We start from the raw sequence: 1,631 nt of genomic DNA, 5'->3' as shown, positions 1-1,631 counted from the left end.
GAACCTACAACCTGCTGATTACAAGTCAGCTGCTCTACCGTTGAGCCACACCAGCATATTTTTTACTTTCTTTTCTAGAATTATTTATACTAAAATCCTTTAGATAATATGGCGACCTGGAAGGGGCTCGAACCCTCGACCTCCAGCGTGACAGGCTGGCATTCTAACCAACTGAACTACCAGGCCGCATTATTTTTCTTGGTGGGAGTAACAGGGCTCGAACCTGTGACCCCCTGCTTGTAAGGCAGATGCTCTCCCAGCTGAGCTATACTCCCATTTGGAGCGGGTGAAGGGGATCGAACCCTCACAGCTGGCTTGGAAGGCCAGAACTCTACCATTGAGCTACACCCGCATATTAATTATATGACTCCTAGGGGAATCGAACCCCTGTTACCGCCGTGAAAGGGCGGTGTCTTAACCGCTTGACCAAGGAGCCAAAATTCATTCAAATAAAAAATGGTTGCGGAGGAAGGACTTGAACCTTCGACCTTCGGGTTATGAGCCCGACGAGCTGCCAACTGCTCCACCCCGCGACATATGGATATTATTTGAATTATATTACATGGTGCCGAAGACCGGAATCGAACCGGTACGAAAGTATAAGTTTCGCAGGATTTTAAGTCCTGTGCGTCTGCCAGTTCCGCCACTTCGGCAATAACATGGCTCCAAGGGTGGGGCTCGAACCCACAGCCTACCGGTTAACAGCCGGTTGCTCCACCATTGAGCTACCTTGGAATATTTATTTGGAGGCGACATCCAGATTCGAACTGGAGATCAAGGAGTTGCAGTCCACTGCCTTACCACTTGGCTATGTCGCCTAATTTTATGGGGTGGATAAAGAGATTCGAACTCTCGATCTCCAGAGCCACAATCTGGCGCTTTAACCAACTAAGCTATACCCACCACAATATGGTCGAGGTGGAGGGACTCGAACCCCCGGCCCCATGGTCCCAAACCACGTGCGCTACCAAACTGCGCTACACCTCGATATACTATTTAAAATAAATGGTGGACCATCAGGGACTCGAACCCCGGACCTACCGGTTATGAGCCGGGCGCTCTAACCAACTGAGCTAATGGTCCACTATGGTAGCGGTAACAGGACTTGAACCTGTGACCTTTCGGGTATGAACCGAACGCTCTAGCCAACTAAGCTATACCGCCATATTCCAGTTTAAAAACGATGGATCATCAGGGGCTCGAACCCTGGACACCCTGATTAAGAGTCAGGTGCTCTCCCAGCTGAGCTAATGATCCACTTTTTTGGCAGGGGATGAGGGATTTGAACCCCCGAATGTATGAGTCAGAGTCATATGCCTTACCGCTTGGCGAATCCCCTATGTTTAAAATGGTGAGCGCACAGGGATTCGAACCCCGGACACACGCCTTAGAAGGGCGTTGCTCTATCCAGCTGAGCTATGCACCCACATTTTTTCAGTTAAATTGGAGCGGGAAACGAGATTCGAACTCGCGACTTCGACCTTGGCAAGGTCGCGCTCTACCACTGAACTATTCCCGCTCGATATTTTTATAAACAATTGGTGCGGATGAAGGGAGTCGAACCCCCACGCCAAAGGCGCTAGATCCTAAGTCTAGTGCGTCTGCCAATTCCGCCACATCCGCTTATTTGT

General features: G+C 50.0%; 17 tRNA genes. All 17 read right to left on the bottom strand.

Annotated features, from left to right (window positions below):
* Window positions 1-109: 109 nt before the first annotated feature.
* Window positions 110-186, bottom strand: a tRNA-Asp gene (locus HLB29_RS09520).
* A gap of 13 nt (window positions 187-199) precedes the next feature.
* Window positions 200-275: transfer RNA gene (locus HLB29_RS09515), tRNA-Val, on the bottom strand.
* Between the two features lie 3 nt (window positions 276-278).
* Window positions 279-352 (bottom strand) — tRNA-Gly (locus HLB29_RS09510).
* Window positions 353-364: 12 nt separating this feature from the next.
* Window positions 365-436, bottom strand: a tRNA-Glu gene (locus HLB29_RS09505).
* 21 nt (window positions 437-457) lie between these two features.
* Window positions 458-533: transfer RNA gene (locus HLB29_RS09500), tRNA-Met, on the bottom strand.
* Between the two features lie 30 nt (window positions 534-563).
* A tRNA-Leu gene (locus HLB29_RS09495) sits at window positions 564-653 on the bottom strand.
* 7 nt (window positions 654-660) lie between these two features.
* Window positions 661-735 (bottom strand) — tRNA-Asn (locus HLB29_RS09490).
* A gap of 9 nt (window positions 736-744) precedes the next feature.
* Window positions 745-818: transfer RNA gene (locus HLB29_RS09485), tRNA-Cys, on the bottom strand.
* An 8-nt stretch (window positions 819-826) separates the two neighbouring features.
* Window positions 827-903 (bottom strand) — tRNA-His (locus HLB29_RS09480).
* Window positions 904-910: 7 nt separating this feature from the next.
* Window positions 911-987 (bottom strand) — tRNA-Pro (locus HLB29_RS09475).
* Between the two features lie 19 nt (window positions 988-1,006).
* Window positions 1,007-1,083 (bottom strand) — tRNA-Ile (locus tag HLB29_RS09470).
* A gap of 4 nt (window positions 1,084-1,087) precedes the next feature.
* Window positions 1,088-1,164, bottom strand: a tRNA-Met gene (locus tag HLB29_RS09465).
* Window positions 1,165-1,184: 20 nt separating this feature from the next.
* Window positions 1,185-1,257, bottom strand: a tRNA-Lys gene (locus HLB29_RS09460).
* A 7-nt stretch (window positions 1,258-1,264) separates the two neighbouring features.
* Window positions 1,265-1,339, bottom strand: a tRNA-Gln gene (locus tag HLB29_RS09455).
* A gap of 10 nt (window positions 1,340-1,349) precedes the next feature.
* Window positions 1,350-1,426: transfer RNA gene (locus HLB29_RS09450), tRNA-Arg, on the bottom strand.
* 18 nt (window positions 1,427-1,444) lie between these two features.
* A tRNA-Gly gene (locus HLB29_RS09445) sits at window positions 1,445-1,519 on the bottom strand.
* A 20-nt stretch (window positions 1,520-1,539) separates the two neighbouring features.
* A tRNA-Leu gene (locus tag HLB29_RS09440) sits at window positions 1,540-1,623 on the bottom strand.
* Window positions 1,624-1,631 lie beyond the last annotated feature (8 nt).

The sequence above is a fragment of the Peptostreptococcus canis genome (assembly GCF_014229965.1).
Classification (GTDB): Bacteria; Bacillota; Clostridia; order Peptostreptococcales; family Peptostreptococcaceae; genus Peptostreptococcus; species Peptostreptococcus canis.
The sequence above is the reverse complement of the archived record's forward strand: the minus strand, read 5'-3'. Positions and strand labels throughout refer to the sequence as shown.